The organism is Jatrophihabitans sp. sgz311053 (genome assembly GCF_056135305.1).
This window is the reverse complement of sequence record NZ_JBWAXP010000001.1, coordinates 273,107-289,373: the sequence shown is the minus strand read 5'-3', so window position 1 is coordinate 289,373 and position 16,267 is coordinate 273,107. Positions and strand designations below refer to the sequence as shown.

General features: G+C 71.0%; 13 protein-coding genes. 5 read left to right on the top strand and 8 right to left on the bottom strand.

Annotated features, from left to right (window positions below):
• Positions 1 to 87: 87 nt before the first annotated feature.
• The 7 genes from AC0NZQ_RS01095 to AC0NZQ_RS01065 all read right to left on the bottom strand — a co-directional run bounded on the left by AC0NZQ_RS01095 (position 88) and on the right by AC0NZQ_RS01065 (position 8,476).
• Positions 88 to 1,308, bottom strand: a complete 1,221-nt coding sequence (locus tag AC0NZQ_RS01095) for a D-arabinono-1,4-lactone oxidase (protein ID WP_474527768.1) — start codon at positions 1,306 to 1,308, stop codon at positions 88 to 90.
• A gap of 57 nt (positions 1,309 to 1,365) precedes the next feature.
• Entirely contained in the window at positions 1,366 to 2,868 is a 1,503-nt protein-coding gene (gene araA, locus AC0NZQ_RS01090) for an L-arabinose isomerase (RefSeq protein ID WP_474527766.1), read from the bottom strand.
• A 20-nt stretch (positions 2,869 to 2,888) separates the two neighbouring features.
• Positions 2,889 to 3,566: an L-ribulose-5-phosphate 4-epimerase gene (locus tag AC0NZQ_RS01085; protein WP_474527765.1), complete on the bottom strand. Its 678-nt coding sequence runs from the start codon at positions 3,564 to 3,566 to the stop codon at positions 2,889 to 2,891.
• Positions 3,563 to 5,233, bottom strand: coding sequence for a ribulokinase (gene araB, locus AC0NZQ_RS01080; RefSeq protein ID WP_474527764.1), 1,671 nt, complete (start codon positions 5,231 to 5,233; stop codon positions 3,563 to 3,565). Before araB ends, AC0NZQ_RS01085 begins: the two co-directional genes overlap by 4 nt.
• A 146-nt stretch (positions 5,234 to 5,379) precedes the next feature.
• Entirely contained in the window at positions 5,380 to 6,390 is a 1,011-nt protein-coding gene (locus AC0NZQ_RS01075) for a LacI family DNA-binding transcriptional regulator (protein ID WP_474527763.1), read from the bottom strand.
• Between the two features lie 98 nt (positions 6,391 to 6,488).
• Positions 6,489 to 6,776, bottom strand: a complete 288-nt coding sequence (locus AC0NZQ_RS01070) for a hypothetical protein (protein ID WP_474527762.1) — start codon at positions 6,774 to 6,776, stop codon at positions 6,489 to 6,491.
• 26 nt (positions 6,777 to 6,802) lie between these two features.
• Positions 6,803 to 8,476 (bottom strand): sodium:solute symporter family protein, encoded by a 1,674-nt coding sequence (locus AC0NZQ_RS01065; protein WP_474527761.1) that lies wholly within the window; start codon positions 8,474 to 8,476, stop codon positions 6,803 to 6,805.
• Between the two features lie 336 nt (positions 8,477 to 8,812).
• On the opposite strand from AC0NZQ_RS01065, the gene AC0NZQ_RS01060 reads away from it, so the two are divergent.
• The 5 genes from AC0NZQ_RS01060 (at position 8,813) to AC0NZQ_RS01040 (ending at position 14,670) form a co-directional block, all read left to right on the top strand.
• Positions 8,813 to 9,985, top strand: a complete 1,173-nt coding sequence (locus tag AC0NZQ_RS01060; RefSeq protein WP_474527760.1) for a substrate-binding domain-containing protein — start codon at positions 8,813 to 8,815, stop codon at positions 9,983 to 9,985.
• 98 nt (positions 9,986 to 10,083) lie between these two features.
• Entirely contained in the window at positions 10,084 to 11,694 is a 1,611-nt protein-coding gene (locus AC0NZQ_RS01055; RefSeq protein WP_474527759.1) for a sugar ABC transporter ATP-binding protein, read from the top strand.
• 2 nt (positions 11,695 to 11,696) lie between these two features.
• Positions 11,697 to 12,722, top strand: coding sequence for an ABC transporter permease (locus AC0NZQ_RS01050; RefSeq protein WP_474529384.1), 1,026 nt, complete (start codon positions 11,697 to 11,699; stop codon positions 12,720 to 12,722).
• On the top strand, positions 12,719 to 13,765 hold the full coding sequence (locus tag AC0NZQ_RS01045) for an ABC transporter permease (protein ID WP_474527758.1): 1,047 nt from the start codon (positions 12,719 to 12,721) through the stop codon (positions 13,763 to 13,765). Before AC0NZQ_RS01050 ends, AC0NZQ_RS01045 begins: the two co-directional genes overlap by 4 nt.
• Complete coding sequence (locus AC0NZQ_RS01040; RefSeq protein WP_474527757.1) at positions 13,762 to 14,670, top strand: aldose 1-epimerase family protein; 909 nt, start codon at positions 13,762 to 13,764, stop codon at positions 14,668 to 14,670. Before AC0NZQ_RS01045 ends, AC0NZQ_RS01040 begins: the two co-directional genes overlap by 4 nt.
• On the opposite strand, the gene AC0NZQ_RS01035 is transcribed toward AC0NZQ_RS01040, so the two are convergent.
• Positions 14,609 to 16,231, bottom strand: a complete 1,623-nt coding sequence (locus AC0NZQ_RS01035; protein ID WP_474527756.1) for a hypothetical protein — start codon at positions 16,229 to 16,231, stop codon at positions 14,609 to 14,611. The two genes, AC0NZQ_RS01040 and AC0NZQ_RS01035, sit on opposite strands and share 62 nt — an antisense overlap.
• Between the last annotated feature and the right edge of the window lie 36 nt (positions 16,232 to 16,267).

The window sequence follows — 16,267 nt, the reverse complement described above, 5'->3', positions numbered from 1 at the left end:
CGTGTCAGGGTGCTGTTGCCTGCGCCCCGCACGCCTGCAAAACCTAACACAAACTTTAGATTCGCCCTACCCCTGCATCGAGAGAGGTCAGTAGACGTAGCGCTCCAGGTAGTCGTTGGCGAAGCAGCGCTCCGGGTCGAGCCGGGCGGCGAGGGCCGCGAAGTCGTTCAAGCCGGGGTGGGCGGCGCGAAGCTCGTCGGCCGGCATGGCGAAGACCTTGCCCCAGTGCGGGCGAGGCTCGAAGGGGGCGAGGGCGGCCTCCAGTCGCGTGCAGGCCTCCTGCACCGCCGCCTCGTCGTCGACCCAGGTGACGTGGAGGCAGAGGCTGTCACGGCCACGCGCCGTCCCCAACCAGAGGTCGTCGGCGGCGACGCAGCGCAGTTCGATCACCTGGACCAGATCGGCGAGGTCGACGGCGAGGAAGGCGGCGAGGGCCGCCGGGCCCACCGACCGGGGGACGAAGTACTCGCTCTGCAGCTCCTCGCCGCTGCTCGGCGTGAACTCGATGCGGAAGTGCGGCAGCACCTCGTGCCACGGCCGGAGGCGGCCGAGCTGGGGCGAGGCGGCGGCGGGGTCCTCGCCGGCGATGGGATGCACCGGACCGGTTGCGGGGACGCCACCCCACCGGCCGCCGTCCGGACGCGGTCCGTCCTCGCGCGATTTAGCCCAGATCTGCGTAAAACTGCCGGGACGGTGGAAGACGCTGACGCTGTAGGCGCTGTCGAGGATCTCGTCCAGGTTGTCGATGACGGTGTCGACGGTCAGGTCGCTCCACACCTCCTGCCGCATCGCGTACTCGGGTTCGGTGCGCAGCCACAGCCGGGTGACCACCCCCAGCGCGCCGAGGGAGACCACGCTGCCGGCGAAGTCGACGTCACCCTCCCGGACGACGACGAGCTCGCCGTCGGCACGGACGAACTCGACGGCGACGGCATGCGTCGCGAGGCACTGGTTGCCCGCGCCGGAGCCGTGGGTTCCGGTCGCGGCGGCGCCGGCCACCGAGATGTGCGGCAGCGATCCGAGGTTGGCCAGCGCGCGGCCGTGCGCGGCGAGCACCGGGATGACCTCGCCGTACCGCATCCCGCCGGGGACGATCGCAACCTCGCCGTCGAACTCCACCGTGAGATCCAGATCGCCGGTCGAGACGAGCACACCCGGCGTGTCCGCCACCGGGCTGAAGGAATGCCTGCTCCCGAGGGCCTTGACCCGCGGAGCGCCGGCGACGAGCTGTTGCAGCTCGGCCACCGAACCCGGTCGGGCCAGCTCGCGCGCGGCGTAGGCGATGTTGCCGGACCAGTTCGTGGTCATGCTGCCGTCGACAATGCAGAGGTCACACCGTCCATGATCCGCCCGCAGGGCGAAGGATCACAAACCGGCGGCCAGCCGGTGGTAGGCAGCGTTCCACCGCAGCTCCTGCCGGAACCGCGGCCCCTCGGTACGCGAGTCGATCATCGCGAGCTCGACGCCCAGCAGCTCGGCGAACTGCTCGATGGTCGTCGCGTCCAGCTGCGCCGTGAGAACGGTGTGGTGCGGACCGCCGGCCGTGAGCCAGCACTCGGCCGAGGTGGGGAGGTCCGGGTGCGGTTCCCACACCGCGGCGGCGACGGGCAGGGCACGCAGCTCGTCGTCCGGCGTGACGACCTCGACCGTGTTGCCGACGAGCCGGAACCGGTCGCCGAGGTCGCTGAGGCCGACGACGACCGCGGACCCCGGTGCGGCGCCGAACCGCAGCCGCACCGGGTCCTCGCGCCCACCGATGCCCAGCGGGTGGATCTCGACACTCGGTCGCTCCGCGGCGATGCTCGGGCAGACCTCGAGCATGTGCGCGCCCAGGATTCGCTGCGGACCGGGGCCGAGGTGGTAGGTGTAGTCCTCCATGAACGACGTCCCGCCCGGCAGCCCGGCGGCCATCGTCTTGAAGGTCCGCAGCAGGACCGACGTCTTCCAGTCGCCCTCGCCGCCGAAGCCGTAACCGTCGGCCATCAGTCGCTGCACGGCGAGCCCCGGCAGTTGGCGCAGACCGCCGAGGTCCTCGAAGTTGGTGGTGAAGGCGCCGAAGCCGCCGTCGCCGAGGAACGACCGCAGGCCGGCCTCGATCCGCGCGGCGTAGCGCAGCGACTCGTGCCGCTCGCCGTCGGGCAGCAGCTCCGGGGCGACGGTGTAGACGTCGGCGTACTCCGCGACGAGCTTGTCCACCTCGGCGTCGGCGATCGCGTCGACCACGGCGACGAGGTCGTTGACGCCGTAGGTGTTGACCGAGACACCGAAGACGCGCTGCGCCTCGACCTTGTCCCCCTCGGTGACCGCGACATCGCGCATGTTGTCACCGAAGCGGGCCAGCCGCAGCGATCGGATCTCGTCGATGCCGAGTGCGACGCGCATCCAGCGGCTCACGCCGAGCCGGGTGCGCTCGTCGGCGGCGTGCCCGGCCACCGTCACCCGCGGCACGCGCAGCCGGGACTGGATGTAACCGAACTCCCGGTCGCCGTGGGCGGCCTGGTTGAGGTTCATGAAGTCCATGTCGATGGTGGTCCACGGCAGGGACTGGTTGGCCTGGGTGTGCAGGTGCAGCAGCGGCTTGCGCAGCTCGGTGAGTCCGGCGATCCACATCTTGGCCGGCGAGAAGGTGTGCATCCAGGCGATGACCCCCACGCAGGAGGGGTCGGAGTTGGCTTCGCGCATCGTGGCGCGAATGGTGTCGGAGTCCTTCAGCACGGGCAGCCAGCGGACGCCGACGGGCAGGCCGCCGGCCTCGAGGTCGGCGCAGACCTGCTGCGACTGCTGCGCGACCTGGTCCAGCACCTCCGGGCCGTAGAGGTCCTGGCTGCCGGTGAGGAACCAGACCTGCTTGTCGGACGACGCAGTCATGAGGTGGCCTTTCGGGGACGTCATCGTCCGTAGACGTTCTGGTAGCGGTCGTAGAGCGAGTCGATGTCCGCCTGCGGGATGGGCAGCGGAGTGCCGAGCTGCCGCGAGATGTGGACCGTGCGGGCGACGTCCTCGCACATCACCGCGGCCTTCACCGCGGCCCGGGCAGTGGCGCCGATGGTGAAGACGCCGTGGTTGCGCATCAGCACCGCCGGCGAGCGGGAGCCGGCCAGCGTCTCCACGATGCCCTGCCCGATCGAGTCGTCACCGATGAGCGCGAACGGGCCGACCGGGATGTCGCCGCCGAACTCGTCGGCCATCATCGTCAGCACGCAGGGGATCGGCTCGCCGCGTGCGGCCCACGCGGTCGCGTAGGTCGAATGGGTGTGGACCTGGCCGCCGACATCCGGCCGGTGCCGGTAGACGTACGCGTGCGCGGCAGTGTCGGACGAGGGTGACCGGGTGCCGTCGACCAGGTTGCCATGGAGGTCGCAGACGACCATCGCGTCGCCGTCCAGCTCGTCGTAGGCGACGCCCGACGGCTTGATGACGAAGAGCTCGGTGCCGGGGACGCGGGCCGAGACGTTGCCGGCGGTCCAGACGACGAGCTCGTTGCGGGGCAGCTCGTCGTGCAGCTCGGCGACCTCGGCGGCGACGGCGGCGGCGGCCTCGCGCACCGACCGGTCGACGGCGATCATGCCTTGCCTCCGCGGGCCGCACGGCGGATCTGCTTGAGCCGGCGCATCGACTGCTCGCCCCGGCCGAAGATCTCGACCAGGGTCAGGTACTCGGCGTAGAGGTCTTCGTAGGCGCGCGCGCGGGCGGGGTCAGGCACCCAGACGTTCTCGGTGATGCGTCCCATCGCGGCGGAGGCGGCCCTGATGTCCGGGTAGGACCCCGCCGCGACCGCGGCGTGGATCGCCGAGCCGAGGGCCGGCCCCTGCTCGGAGTCGAGCACCGAGAGCGGCAGGCGCAGCACGTCGGCGTAGATCTGCATGACGAGCGGGTTCTTGCGCAGGCCGCCGGTGACGGTGAAGCGCTCGACCGGGACGCCGGCGTCGCGGAAGGTGTTGACGATCAGGCGCGCCCCGAAGGCCGTGGACTCGATCAGCGCGCGGTAGACGTCCTCGGCGCGGGTGGCGAGCGTCAGGCCGACGACCAGCCCGGACAGTTCATGGTCCACGAGCGGGGAGCGGTTGCCCGAATGCCAGTCGAGCGCGACGAGACCGTGCGCCCCGACCGCCTGCTCGGCCGCCAGCTCGGAGAGCAGCTCGTGCACCGAACGGCCCTCACGCTCGGCCCGCTGGGCGTAGTCACCGGGGACGCACTGATCGACGAACCACCCGAAGATGTCACCGACGCCGCTCTGCCCGGCCTCGTATCCCGGCAGGCCGGCCACGATGCCGCCGTCGACGACGCCGCACATGCCGGGGACTTCGCGCACTTCCGCGCTATTCATGACGTGGCAGGTGGAGGTCCCCATGATCGCCACCATGTGGCCGGGCTCGACCGCCTGTGCGGCCGCGGCCGAGACGTGGGCGTCGACGTTGCCGACGGCGACGGCGATGCCCTCGGGCAGGCCCGTCCAGGCGGCAACCTCAGCGGTCAGTCCGCCGGCACGCTCGCCCAGCTCGCCGATGCGGTGATCGAGCTTCGTCTCGACGAAGTCCGCGAAGTCCGGGTTCAGCTCGGCGAGGAAGTCCCGTGACGGGTAGGCACCGTCCTGCCGGATGCCCTTGTAGCCTGCGGTGCAGGCGTTGCGGACGTAGGTTCCGCAGAGTTGCCAGACGATCCAGTCCGCCGCCTCGACCCAGTGGTCCATGGCGTCGTAGACCTCGCGGTCCTCCTCCAGCAGCTGCAGCCCCTTGGCGAACTCCCACTCGGAGCTGATCAGCCCGCCGTAGCGCGGCAGCCAGGCCTCACCCCGCTTGGTGGCCAGGGTGTTGATGCGGTCGGCGTGCGGCTGGGCGGCGTGGTGCTTCCACAGCTTGACGTAGGCGTGGGGCCGGTCGGCGAAACGGTCCAGCTCGTTGAGCGGCGTGCCGTCGGCGAGCACCGGCACCATGGTGCAGGCGGTGAAGTCGGTGGCGATACCCACGACGTCGGCGGCGTCCACACCGGCCGCGGCGAGCGCAGCCGGCACCGCCTCGCGCAGGACGTCGACGTAATCGGCGGGCACCTGCAGCGCCCAGTCCGGCGGCAGGACCTCGCCGCTGCTCGGCAGCCGATCCTCGATCACGCCGTGGGCGTACTCGTGTACGGCTGATCCCAGCTCGGCGCCGTCGGCGACCCGCACGACAACCGCCCGCCCGGACAGAGTGCCGAAGTCGACTCCGATGACCAGGGGTTCGGCGATGGCACCCATGACAGCCTCTCTGATATCGCGAACACAGCCCGCGCAGACCCGCTACGCGCCTGCGACGAGCCAACCGGACTCGGCTGTCGTGACGCATGTGAGCGCTAACTTACGACTCACGCCAAACCGTGTCCAGCATTGCGGGAAGATTTCGGTCAGCGGGGTGCTGTCGACGACCGTGGCACCAGCGTCGCCGGGATCAGCGTTGTCGCGGCGACCTCGTCCTCGGGCGAGTTGATCTGGGACAGCAGCAGCTCCAGCCCCATCCGGCCGACGGTCGGGTAGTCCTGGTGGACGGTGGTGAGCGGTGGTGCGAAGTACGCCGACTCGGGGACGTCGTCGAACCCGACCACGCTGACGTCGCCCGGCACGTCGCGGCCGTGGTCACGCAGTGCGGCGATGACGCCGAGCGCCATGTGGTCGTTGGCCACGAAGATCGCGGTGCACTCCGGGATGCGGGCGGCCATGCGACCGGCCTCGTACCCCGACGGTGGCGACCAGTCGCCACGCAGCAGCGGCGGGACCTCGCGTCCGGCCCGCGCGAGCGCCGCCCGCCAGCCGGCCTCCCGGCTGCGGCTGTCGTTCCAGTCTGCCGGACCCGCGACATGCCAGACCGCATCATGACCGAGGCCGAGCAGATGCTCCACCGCCAGCTCGGCCCCACCCTGCTGATCGACCCCGACGATCGGCGCAGGGGTGTCGGGCGGGCCGTCGACCACGACGAGGGGGGTGCCCTTGGGCAGCGCCTTGGCTGCGATCGCCGCTGCCGAGTCGAGGGGGAGGACGGCGAAGAGCCCGGCGACGCCGTGGCCCACCAGCCGGTCGACCGACTCGGCCACGGCGCGCTCGGAGAGCGAGGCCGGATAGTCCACGCTGAAGGTCATGTCGGCCGACCGGGCGGCCCGTCCCAGTTCGCCGACCATCGCCGACGGTCCGTAGAGCGTGGAGCTCGGCGCGATCACGCCGATCACGCTGGAACGCCCGGTGGCCAGGGCGCGCGCGGACATGTTGCGCCGGTAGCCCAGCTGGGCGATGGCCTGCTCGACCGCGGCGCGCGTGGTCTCGGAGACGTAGGGGTGATCGTTGAGGACGCGCGAGACGGTCTGCGCCGAGACGCCGGCACGTGCTGCGACATCGCTCAGTGCGGGCGGTCGGCTGCGCGTCATCGTCACAGACTATCGACAGACCGGCGTCACGAAAGCCCGCTGACACGGGAACAACGGCGCATGGCAGCGATACCAGGATCGCCCCGGCATCGGCTCACTCACTCCGGTGGCAGACCGCTGTCGGCGCGCCGGTCAGCGTCGCGGCGCGCCACCTCGTCCACCGGGCGCCACAGCGTCCAGGCGATGAAGGCGGCCGCGGCGACGAGCATGCCGATGCCGCTCCAGAGGTTGACGTTGATCCCGCCGCTGCGTCGCGCGTCGACGGCGGTGAAGTCGACAAGCCCATAGATCGTGCAGACCGTGCCGTAAACCAGGAAGAGGCCGCCGATGATCATCCGCAGGTCGAAGAGGATCTCCCGCAGCGGCGGGCGCGGGCGTGGACTCATGACTCCTCCAGGTGGCGGGACACCGGTCAGATGATGCTGAAGACGATGTAGCCGGCGCCGGCGAGCGCCAGCACGCCGACCGAGAGCAGGCCGGGGGAGCGGTACCAACCGGGTTCGCGCTCCACCGTGCGCTGCTCCTTCGGGGTGACGCTGCGAACCAGGCCGACGAGCTCCGCGTCGGGCTTCGGCGTCCCCCGCAGCGAGACCGCGGCGCCGACGAGCAGCGCCACGACGAAGGCCGCGCCGCCGCCGAGGAAGCTCGAGCCCTGACCGGAGAGCTCGATGACCCCCGTGCGGTTGAGGATGAAGACGACGACCGCGGCGAGGGTGCCGGCCGCCATGCCCCAGAAGCCGCCGCTACCGGTGAGGCGCTTCCAGAAGAGGCCGAAGACGAAGACGGCGAAGAGCGGCACGTTGAAGAAGGAGAAGAGGGTCTGGATGTAGTCCATGATGTTGCTGAAACCGGCGGCGATGAAAGCCGTGCCGACGGCCAGGGCGGTGCCGAGGACGGTGACGATCCGGCCGACGACGAGGTAGTGCCGGTCGGGCAGGCCGGGACGGATCCAGTCCTGCCAGAGGTCGTAGGTGAAGACCGTGTTGAACGAGCTGACGTTCGCCGCCATGCCCGCCATGAACGAGGCGAGGAGGCCGGCGAGCGCCACGCCCAGGAAGCCGTTGGGCAGCAGCTCGCGCAGCAGCAGCGGGACGACGTCGTTGTACTGGAAGTTCGACGGCAACCCCTCCCGCAGGTCGGCGATGCCGGGGATCAGGACGGCCGCGACCATGCCGGGGATGATGATCACCAGGGCGATGAGCGTCTTGGGGATCGCGGCGATGAGCGGCGTGCGCTGGGCCGCCGACCCGCTGCGGGCGGAGAAGGCGCGCTGGACCTCGGCGAAGTTCGTCGTCCAGTAGCCGAAGGACGTGACGAAGCCCAGCCCGAGGACGACGCCGATCACCGACCCCACCGAGCTGCCGATGCCGGTGAGCTCGTGGGCCGGGAACGGCGAGAGTGTCGCCTCGCCACCGGGCTGCGCCGAGATGCGGTCGGTGAGTCCGGACCAGCCGCCGACGCGGTGCAGGCCGACGAGGGTCACCGGGACCATCGCGGCCACGATGACGAAGAACTGCAGCACCTCGTTGTAGATCGCGGCCGACAGGCCGCCCAGCACGGTGTAGGCCAGGACGACCACGCCGGCCGCGACGATGGCCAGCCAGGTGGGCCAGCCGAGCAAGGCGTTGACCACGATCGCCATGGCGTAGAGGTTGACGCCCGCGAGCAGCACCGAGGCGACGGCGAAGAGCACCGCCTGCAGTCGCTGCGTCTTGCGGTCGAAGCGCCGGGCCAGGAACTCCGGAACGCTGCGAACCCCGGTGCCGTAGTAGAACGGCATCATCACCAGGGCCAGGAAGACCATCGCCGGGATGGCGCCGATCCAGTAGTAGTGGAACGTCTGCTCGCCGTACTGCGCGCCGTTCGCGCTCTGGCCCAGCAGCTCGATCGCGCCGAGGTTCGCCGAGACGAAGGCCAGCCCGGTGACCCAGGCCGGCAGGCTGCGGCCGGAGAGCAGGAAGTCCAGGCTGTTGGAGACGCGCCGTCGGGCGACGAGCCCGATGCCGAGAACGAGGACGAAGTACACCGCGACGAGGGCGTAGTCGATCGCATGGGCGTCGATCCGGAGTGGGGCCGCCAGTGGCACACGTCCTCCAGGTGGTGCGGCGTTCTGGTAACGCTGCCATGTGGGATTTGACCCACCTTCGCCGGTTTGACGTGTGAAGTCAACGCCGTGTTACAGCTGCTGCCTCACCGCGGCCGGCTCCGGCCTGTGAGCGTCACCAGTGTGATGTGGATGTTACCTACGACGGCGAATGTGCCGCCTTTGCGGCTTTCTGTCGAGGCTTTGGCTACGGAACGGCAACGAGCCCGACATCGACCTTGACAGGAGCTCGCCGAGCGACTGTTATCGCTCTCACATTTCTCACGGCGTCGCGGCGAGCAGCGCTCCGGCCCGCACACATCGGTGGAGGACCTTCGCATGATCCTGCGTTACCGCAAGACCGCCACGGCAGCCGCGCTGGCCGCCGTCGCTCTCACCAGTGCCTGCACCACGGGCGACACCGGGGACAGCTCCAGCAGCGGTGCATCGCAGTCCGGCTCCCAAGCGGCGCAGCAGACGCTCGGCGCCGACCAGTCCGGCGTGCCGGCCGCGATCGTCGCCGCCGGTGGCACCGAGCTGCTCACCACGGCCAAGCCCGCAGGCGTCTCGGCGCAGTACGGTCCCATCTGCAAGGCATCCTCGCTCGGCATCGGCAAGATCGACTTCAAGACCGCCACCATCGGCTGGTCGCAGTCGGAGAAGGAGGCGAATCCCTTCCGCATCGCCTCCACCAAGTCGCAGATCCAGACCGCGAAGAAGAACGGCTGGAAGCTGATCACCACCAACGCGCAGTCGAACGTGCAGCAGCAGAACTCCGACATCAAGGGCATGATCGACCGCGGCGCGAAGGCGATCATCTTCTCCCCGATCAACTCGACCGGCCTGAACGACGCGATCTCCTACGCCAAGAGCAAGAAGGTCGCGATGGTCCCGGTGGACCGCAACATCACCGGCGTCAAGGGCTGTCAGAGCGTGGGTCCGCAGCTCGGCTCGGACTTCGTCGAGCAGGGTCGCCGCGCCGCCGACGCCATGATCAAGGCCACGGGGGGCAAGGCGAACCTCGCCATCCTGCTCGGCGCCTCGGGTGTCAACGTCACGGACGACCGCACCGCGGGCTTCCTGGACGAGCTGAAGAAGAAGAACGCCAGCGGCATCAAGGTGATCTTCCAGCAGACCGCCGACTTCACCCGGGAGAAGGGCCAGTCGGTCACCGAGACGCTGCTGCGCGCGCACCCCGAGGTCAACGCGATCTACGCCGAGAACGACGAGATGGGCCTCGGCGCGCTGGCCGCGCTGGAGGACGCCGGCAAGGCGGGCACCGACAAGGTCCACATCGTCTCCATCGACGGCACCAAGGGCGCGGTCCAGGCCATCGTGGACGGCAACTTCGACGCCGTGATCGAGTCCAACCCGGCCTTCGGCCCGTCTGCCCAGGCGGCCCTGGTCCAGTACGTGAACGGCTCCGGCGCGCCGGCGGTCACGATCACCACGGACAACCAGTATGACAAGAGCAACGCCAAGCAGGCGCTCGCCTCCGGCGCCGCGTACTGAGCGGTCGATCCCGACCGCATGCACGTGAGGTTCGCGCCGGCCGGTGAACCCGGCCGGCGCGGCACCGCGACCAGACCCGTCAGACGAGAGGCGTGTACGTGACCAGCCCACCGGACAGCCCGTCCGACCGCCCGCGCGACAGCGTCCCGGCGCTGTCGGTCCGCAACCTGGGGAAGGCGTTCGCGGGGGTGCATGCCCTGCGCGACGTCTCACTCGACCTGGCGCCGGGTTCGGTCCACGCCCTCGTCGGCGAGAACGGCGCCGGCAAGTCGACCCTGATCAAGCTGGCGACCGGGGTCTACACCCCCGACTCCGGCGAGGTCCGCCTCGCCGGTGAGGCGGTGTCGTTCGCCTCGCCGCGCGCGGCGCAGCAGGCCGGCATCGCCACCATCTACCAAGAGGTGCATCTGGCCCCGCAGCTCTCGGTGGCCCGTAACTTCTTCCTCGGCCGGTCGCCGAGCCGCGCCGGCCGGCTGGACCTGCGCCGGATGAACCGCGAGGCTGCCGAGCAGCTCGACCGGCTCGGCATCGCCGTGGACGTCCGCCGCCCGCTCGGCGAGCTCGGCCTCGGCATCCAGCAGATGGTCGCCATCGCGCGCGCCGTCTCGACCAAGGCCAGCGTCGTGATCATGGACGAGCCGACGAGCTCGCTGGAGCCGCGCGAGGTCGAGAAGCTGCTCGCGGTCGTGGCCATGCTCAAGGCCGACGGTGTCGCCGTCGTCTACGTCTCGCACAAGCTGGACGAGGTCTTCCGCGCCTGCGACACGATCACCGTGCTCCGCGACGGCCGGTTGGTCTGGACGGGGCCGACGAGCACCACCTCGCACCGGCAGCTCATCTCGCGCATGCTCGGCCGCGACGCCGCGGAGCTCACCGACGGCAACCGCACCCGGCTGGCCGGCCGCGCGCCGGTCGCCGACGCCCCGCCCGTGCTGGCGGCCACGAACATGAGCCGCAAGCTCGTCCTCGACGACGTCTCGCTCGTCGTCCGCCCCGGTGAGGTGGTTGGCCTGGCCGGACTGCTCGGCTCCGGCCGCTCGGAGACGGCCAAGGCCGTTTTCGGCGCCCTGCCCCTGGACAGCGGCACCGTCGAGGTCGGCGGTGAGGCGCTGCGTCGGCAGACGCCTGCCTCCCGGCTGCGGCGCGGCGTCGCCTTCCTGCCCGAGGACCGCAAGGCGGAGGGGATCATCCCCGACCTCTCGATCCGCGACAACATCGGTCTCGCCGCGCTGCCGCACCTGTCGCGGGCCGGGATCGTCAACCGCCGCAAGCTCGACGGCATCGTCACCACCTTCATGGAGCGGCTGCGGATCAAGGCGCACAGCCCGCGGCAGAAGGTCTCCGAGCTCTCCGGTGGCAACCAGCAGAAGGTGTTGCTGGCTCGCCTGCTCTGCCTGAACCCGAAGGTGCTGCTCCTCGACGAGCCGACGCGTGGCATCGATGTCGGCGCCAAGGCCGAGGTCCAGGGCTTGGTGGCCGAGCTGGCCGAGAAGGGCATGGCCGTCGTGCTCATCAGCTCCGAGCTGGAGGAGGTCGTCGAAGGCTCCGACGCCGTCGTCGTCCTGCGTGACGGCGCGCAGCTGGCGACGCTCTTCGGCGACGACATCACGGAGGACACCATCATGGACACCATCGCCGGGGCGGCGGCCGAGACCGGCGACGAGCAGCCGCAGAGCGCGCTCGCCGCCTCCGGGGAGGCGGCGTCGTGAGCATGTCGATCAGCAAGGCCGATCCGGCCCCGGCAGCCGCCGCGACGCCGCCGGCGACGTCCCGACCGGGTCGCCCCGGTCCGGTCGCGGTGGCCGGGCGGATCCTGCGTGACCACGGCGTCTACGTGGCGCTGGTGCTGCTGGTGATCTTCAATGCGATCGCCACCAACAACTTCCTCACCGCCGAGACGATCCAGCTGCTCGCCACCCAGACCACGGTGGTGATCATGGTGGCGCTGGGGATGGCGCTGGTGATCGGCACCGGCGGCGTCGACCTCTCCGTGGGCGCGGTGATGGCCATCGCCGCCGCCATGACGGCCAAGGCCTTCACCCCGGACGGCTTCGGACTGCCCATCGGGGTCGCCATCGTCCTGGCGGTGCTGCTGGCGACGCTGGTCGGCGCCTTCAACGGAGCGGTCGTCGCCTTCGCGCGGGTGCAGCCGATCGTCGCCACCCTGGCCATGCTGGTCGGCGGCCGCGGCATCGCGCTCGTCATCACCGGCGGTGCGCTCGTCGAGCTCTTCCCGCCGTTCTTCGGCGACGTCCGCGAGTCCAAGGTGCTGGGGCTGCCGAGCATCATGTGGTTCGCCCTGCTGCTGGCCCTGCTCGCGGCGCTGATCCTGCGGCGCACCAGCTTCGGCTACCGGTTGCTGGCGATCGGCGGCAACATCCGGGCGAGTCGGCTGGCCGGCGTCCCGGTGCGGCGCACCCTCATCACCGTCTACGCCATCTCGGGCCTGCTGGCCGGCCTCGCCGGCGTCATCAGCACCGCCCGGATCCGCGCCGCCGACCCGTCCTACGTAGGGCTGAACATCGAGCTGACGGCGATCACCGCCGTCGTCATCGGCGGCACGCTGCTCACCGGCGGCCGGGTGCGCATCCTCGGCACCGTCGCCGGCGCCGTGCTGATCCAGCTGCTGGAGAACACGCTGGTCTCCCACGGCGTCCGCGACTCGATCGCCCGCATCGTCGAAGCGCTCATCATCATCGCCGCCGTCTCGCTGCAGCGTCCGTGGAGGAACCGATGACCCAGATCCGTCCCCTGCCGGACGATGCCGCCGTGGTCACCGCCGCGGCCGACAACGGTGGTCGCGAGGCCGCCATCGCCCGGGGTCGGGCGCTGACGTCGCTGATCCTGCGCAACGGCGCCCTGGTCGCGCTGGTGCTCACCGTGATCATCGGCTTCGTGCTGGTGCCGACCTTCGGCTCGCTGGACAACCTGCGCAACATCGCGCTGGCGGCGTCCTTCCTGGCGATCATCGCCGCCGGGATGACGTTCGTGATCATCAGTGGTGGCATCGACCTGTCGGTGGGGTCCACCTACGCGCTCGCGGTCATCCTCAGCGCGCAGTACTCCATCTACGGCTCGACGGCCGCGATCCTCGTCCCGCTCGTCTCGTGCGCGGTCGTGGGTCTCGTGCAGGGCCTGATCATCGCCTACACCCGGCTGCCCGCCTTCATCGTGACGCTCGCCGGCCTCGGTGGCGTGCGGGGCATCGTCTTCTTCATCACCGACGAGGGCAACAGCGTGCCGCGGGTCCCCGGCGACCAGGCCTTCGAGTCGCTCGGCAAGGGGGCGCTCGGCACCATCGGCACCCCGGTGTGGATCGCCCTCGCCGTCTTCGCGGTGGGCTGGTTCCTGCTGAACCGCTCCGCCTTCGGTCAGAACATCCAGGCCATCGGCGGCAACCAGCCTGCGGCCGAGCTCATGGGACTGCCGGTGCGGCGGGCCAACACGCTCGTCTACGTCATCAGCGGCGTCTGCGCAGCCATCGCCGGCATCCTCACCACCGCCCAGAGCGGCGGCGGGCAGGAGGCCCGCATCGGTGACTCCTACGAGCTGCAGGCCATCGCCGCCGTGGTCATCGGTGGCACGCTGCTCGCCGGTGGCGTCGGCTCGATCCTCGGCACGCTGGCCGGGATTACGCTGCTGTTCGTGATCCAGAACCTGGTGGTCCAGGGCGCGAACCTCAACTCCTACGTCCAGCAGGTGGTCTCCGGCGCGTTCCTGCTCGCCGTGGTGGTCGTGCAGGCCACGATCAGCCGACGCACCGCGCCACCGGGCACGTGACGGCGCCGATGGTCGACCTCGTCGCCGGGGAGTGGCAGGCGCACTTCTCGGCGCAGGGGGCGGCGCTCGTCTCGCTGCGCCACGACGGCCGTGAGCTGCTCTTCGACGTCCCCGAGGCGCCGGTCCCGACGCCGCCGTACCGCGGCATGGTCCTCGCGCCCTGGCCCAACCGCATCCGGGACGGCCGGTGGCGTTTCGCCGGCGAGACCCATCAGCTCCCGGTCAACGAGGTGGGGCGGGGCTGTGCCCTGCACGGGCTGGCGCTGTGGGACGCGTGGCCGATCGTCAGGCAGTCCGGGGACGCCGTGAGCTTCGAGCACCAGCTCTTCCCCCGTCCCGGCTATCCCTTCGCTCTCACGGTGCGGGCCGACTACCGCCTCTCGGCAGCCGGCCTGGTCATCGAGCTGACGGCGCGCAACACCGGGGACCGCCCCGCGCCGGTCGGCCTCTCCTGCCACCCGTACTTCAGCGCGGGCGACGGCGGGACGCTCGACGGCTGGAGCCTGCAGCTGCCGTGTGACGAGGTGATCGACGTCGACGATCGGCTGCTGCCGCGCACCGACGTCCCGGCCGGCAAGCTCGGCCTGGACTTCACCGCCGCGGCGGCCATCGGCACCCGCAGCCTCGACCACGCCTTCGTGGTGACGCGGCGTGGCGCTGACGGGGGAGCCGCCGCTTCGCTGGTCGGACGGGACGGTCGCGGTGTCGAGATCTCCTGGGACGCGGCCGCGAGCTGGCTGCAGGTCTACACCCTGGACAAGCCCGGCAGCGACATGCACCGTCGCGCGGTGGCGATCGAGCCGATGACCTGCGCCCCCGACGCCTTCAACTCCGGCGCCGGCCTCAGCGTGCTGGCGCCCGGCGAGCAGCTGCACACGACGATGCGGATCGCTGCGGTCGGCTGACGTCGGGGCCGCAGCCCTCGCGGAGCACGTAACCCCCGCGTCGTGCCACGACGGGCCGCCGGTCGAGCAGCGCGCGCGTGGCTCGGCTCAACCCGGTCTGCTTACGCACCACGAGGAAGACGTCCCCTGCGAGCAGGTAGCGCCGGATGCTCGCCTGCCACCGCGGATTGCGCTGCCGGGGCAGGTAGCGCGACCCGCGGGGAGCGTCGACGTCGTAGGTGCGGCCGGAGAAGTCGCCCCAGTCGGGGCAACCGCGTGACAGGTTGCGATTCAGGACGTCGAGCTGGATCAACGCCTGCGGGCTGTCGGAGGTGACGCAGCGAGCCCATGCCGGGACGGCGGGCAGCGGCCGTGGCACGGCCCGGATCTCGGTCGGGTGGGTGCTGGCCAGCGCGGCCACCGTGACACCGGCCGACAGCAGCACGACGGCGAGTCCCGCGACGGCACGGATCCGTCCCCCGGCTGCGGCGACTCCGGCCTGCGGCGGCGTCGGTGCCGCAGTCGCACCGTCATCGGGCGGGCGCCGGTCCACCGCCGCGGCGACGAGCAGGCAGAGCGCGGCAGCCGGGTAGCTCGAGTAGAAGGAGAAGAAGCTGGGCGACCAGAGCAGCACCGCGACCTGGACGACCGCCAGCGGCACCACCAGTCGGCCGAGCGGTGTGCGGAGGGCGCGGGCGGCGAGCAGCAGGGTGAGCAGCAGGACGACGACCGGCAGGACGACATGGCCGAGGACGGCCGGCAGCGAGACCGCGCTCAGCGAGGCGATGTCAGCGACCCGCACCAGCGGTTTGCCGTGGACGACATGACGGCCGAGCTGATCCAGCACCACCATGCGCCACATCGAGCCCGGCGCGAGGGCGAAGAACGGACCGAGGACGACGGCCAGCGAGCCGGCCGCGCCGACGAGGCACCGCAGCACGGTCCCGCGGTGCCGGGTGGTGACCGCCAGCCAGACGAGGACCACGGTGACCGGGACGATCCACCAGATCTTGACCGCCGGGGCCAACCCGAGCAGGGCGCCTGCCACGATCGTCCGCGCCGGGCCGCGACCGGGGGAGAGCAGGACGGTCAGCCCGGCCAGGAAGCAGAGCGTGCCGAGCGGCTCGAGACGGATCCCGATCTCCGCGGCTGCCGGGCTGAGCCAGACGGCGTAGATCGTGCCGCCGAGCAGCGCGGCCCACCGGGTGAGCCCGGCGCGGTGACCGATGGCGGCGACGAGGGTCGCGTTCAGCGCGCCGATACCGACGAAGGCGACGCAGCCGGTGACGAAGCCGGCGTGGTCGGAGGTGAGGCGGGCCAGCGCGGCGAACGGGGTCAGCGCGAGCACGAGCCCCGGCGGGTGCAGCAGGACGAAGTCGCCGTAGGGCAGCCGTCCGTGCAGGAGTTGGTTCGCGGCGTCGAAATAGACGCCCGAGTCGTAGCCGTAGGAACCCCCGAAGCCGCCGGGGCTCGCGACCACGAGGGCGACCCGGACCAGGCAGGCCAGCACGAAGAGAGCCCCGAGGCCGGTCCGGAACCTCCTGGTCGAAGGCTCCGAACCGGCACCCGGGGCTGAGATCACCGCGAGAGTCTGACCGCTCGCGTCTGAGGTCCGCCC

Bases quoted from the DNA above. Each gene is read 5' to 3' on its own strand.
- AC0NZQ_RS01095 (WP_474527768.1), bottom strand. From the start codon at position 1,308: ATGACCACGAACTGGTCCGGCAACATCGCCTACGCCGCGCGCGAGCTG.
- araA (WP_474527766.1), bottom strand. From the start codon at position 2,868: ATGACTGCGTCGTCCGACAAGCAGGTCTGGTTCCTCACCGGCAGCCAG.
- AC0NZQ_RS01085 (WP_474527765.1), bottom strand. From the start codon at position 3,566: ATGATCGCCGTCGACCGGTCGGTGCGCGAGGCCGCCGCCGCCGTCGCC.
- araB (WP_474527764.1), bottom strand. From the start codon at position 5,233: ATGGGTGCCATCGCCGAACCCCTGGTCATCGGAGTCGACTTCGGCACT.
- AC0NZQ_RS01075 (WP_474527763.1), bottom strand. From the start codon at position 6,390: ATGACGCGCAGCCGACCGCCCGCACTGAGCGATGTCGCAGCACGTGCC.
- AC0NZQ_RS01070 (WP_474527762.1), bottom strand. From the start codon at position 6,776: ATGAGTCCACGCCCGCGCCCGCCGCTGCGGGAGATCCTCTTCGACCTG.
- AC0NZQ_RS01060 (WP_474527760.1), top strand. From the start codon at position 8,813: ATGATCCTGCGTTACCGCAAGACCGCCACGGCAGCCGCGCTGGCCGCC.
- AC0NZQ_RS01050 (WP_474529384.1), top strand. From the start codon at position 11,697: ATGTCGATCAGCAAGGCCGATCCGGCCCCGGCAGCCGCCGCGACGCCG.
- AC0NZQ_RS01045 (WP_474527758.1), top strand. From the start codon at position 12,719: ATGACCCAGATCCGTCCCCTGCCGGACGATGCCGCCGTGGTCACCGCC.